This window comes from Pandoraea sp. B-6 (assembly GCF_000282835.1).
Lineage (GTDB): Bacteria > Pseudomonadota > Gammaproteobacteria > Burkholderiales > Burkholderiaceae > Pandoraea > Pandoraea cepalis.
Map to the genome: position 1 here is coordinate 110,662 of NZ_KB290558.1, position 1,559 is coordinate 112,220.

Annotated in this window: 2 protein-coding genes; one reads left to right on the forward strand and one right to left on the reverse strand. The window is 54.0% G+C overall.

Annotated features, from left to right (window positions below; all coding sequences use genetic code 11):
• Nucleotides 1-195 precede the first annotated feature (195 nt).
• Complete coding sequence (locus A985_RS0121080; RefSeq protein WP_026132240.1) at nucleotides 196-777, reverse strand: recombinase family protein; 582 nt, start codon at nucleotides 775-777, stop codon at nucleotides 196-198.
• Nucleotides 778-934: 157 nt separating this feature from the next.
• On the opposite strand from A985_RS0121080, the gene A985_RS0121085 reads away from it, so the two are divergent.
• Nucleotides 935-1,465 carry a hypothetical protein gene (locus tag A985_RS0121085; RefSeq protein WP_157211542.1) on the forward strand — a complete coding sequence of 177 codons (531 nt, stop codon included), beginning with the start codon at nucleotides 935-937 and terminating at the stop codon, nucleotides 1,463-1,465.
• The last annotated feature ends 94 nt before the right edge of the window (nucleotides 1,466-1,559 follow it).

Here is a 1,559-nt window from a genome sequence, read left to right on the forward strand (position 1 = left end):
GCGAGGGGGTTCTTCTATTCTCTTATCGGACTTAATCGAACTCGATCCAACGCAATTGAGTCGGACGGCTGGATTCTCCTCATATGCAACCTAATTCGAGATCAACACCGGCAAGGCTGCGAATGAACTGCTCTTCCCTATTATGAGGGGCAATTCTCGAAGGTTCTCCTATTGTGGGCCTTAATGCTGTCTGCTCTACGCCGCTTCACGGCTACGGACCCTCATGATGGTCTGCCGGGTGGTCCTGAAGTCCCGCGCTAGCTGGGCCACTGGGACACCCTCGGCCAACTTCTGGCGCACCTCCTGTTGTTGCTCAGGGCTTAGTGCAGATGGCCTGCCGAACGTCTTCCCATCCGCCTTGGCACGCTTGATACCGGCATTGGTCCGCTCAATTAGCAGGTCCCGCTCAAACTCAGCTACTGCTGCGAGGACCTGCATCGTCATCCGTCCCGCTGCGCTAGTCAGGTCAACACCACCGAGAGCAAGGCAGTGAACCCGGATGCCATCAGCAGCAAGCGCCTCCACCGTAGCGCGGACATCCATCGCATTACGTCCGAGGCGATCCAGCTTCGTCACCACCAGCACATCCCCCTCCTCAAGCTTTTCGCTGAGCGCCCTGAACTTGGGGCGGTCCATTGCAGTGACGGACCCGGAGATATGCTCGGTGACTGTGCGTCGAGGCGTGAGCGCGAAACCTGCGGCCTCAATCTCTCGGACTTGGTTGTCTGTGGTCTGGTCAGTCGTGGATACGCGGCAGTAAGCGAAGACACGGGACATGATTAGCTCTGTGTACGAAAGGGATGTACGAATAATAGATGATGTACGAAATAGTGCAAGCCTTAGTTTCGTACATGTGTTGTAAGGGGAGTACGTAAGTGATCCCATTCGGACAGACCCGGCTTAGGTAGAATGCTCGAAACTTTGGGGGATAGGCGTGACAAATACAACGTGGTCGGTACTGCCTGAAGATTATTTAAAGTGCTTGGGTGAAATGATCTCCGTTCATTCGTTTGTGGAGATGCTGGTGTACACACTCTTTATGGATTGCTGCGGTCTCGATGAGGACTCTGCAAAGGTAATCATTGACAAAGGCAACCTAAAGCCTGCTCAGATGAAGGAAATCATATCGGCATTGCTTGAGCTTCGGCCTTCCGACGATCCGGATGCGGACCGGGCTCTAAAGGCTGCGCTAGGTGATTACAAGCTCTTAACCGAAAGGCGCAATCAATTCGCCCACTGGCAATGGGGCATATCAAATCAGGGGCCTTCGGTAACTAATTTTTTGAAGCAGCGTCCCGGCGCTCAACCGACTATGCAACAGGTCTCTTCAGAAGACTTGAGGCTCGTCGTTGAGGGGCTCAGGTCGGTGGCGAGTCGAATCATAGTGAATACGCCATCGGCGCGCGCCTCAATGCCTAAGGAAATGAGGCAGGTGTTTGGGGGGGATGGGGGGGAGTTCGCCTAGGTAAGGTCGAAGGGGAAGGTCTCACATTTTTTTGTCAAAATTTTGGACATGCCAACAATGGAATCGGACGAGTCCGACGTCTCCCCCGATTTGA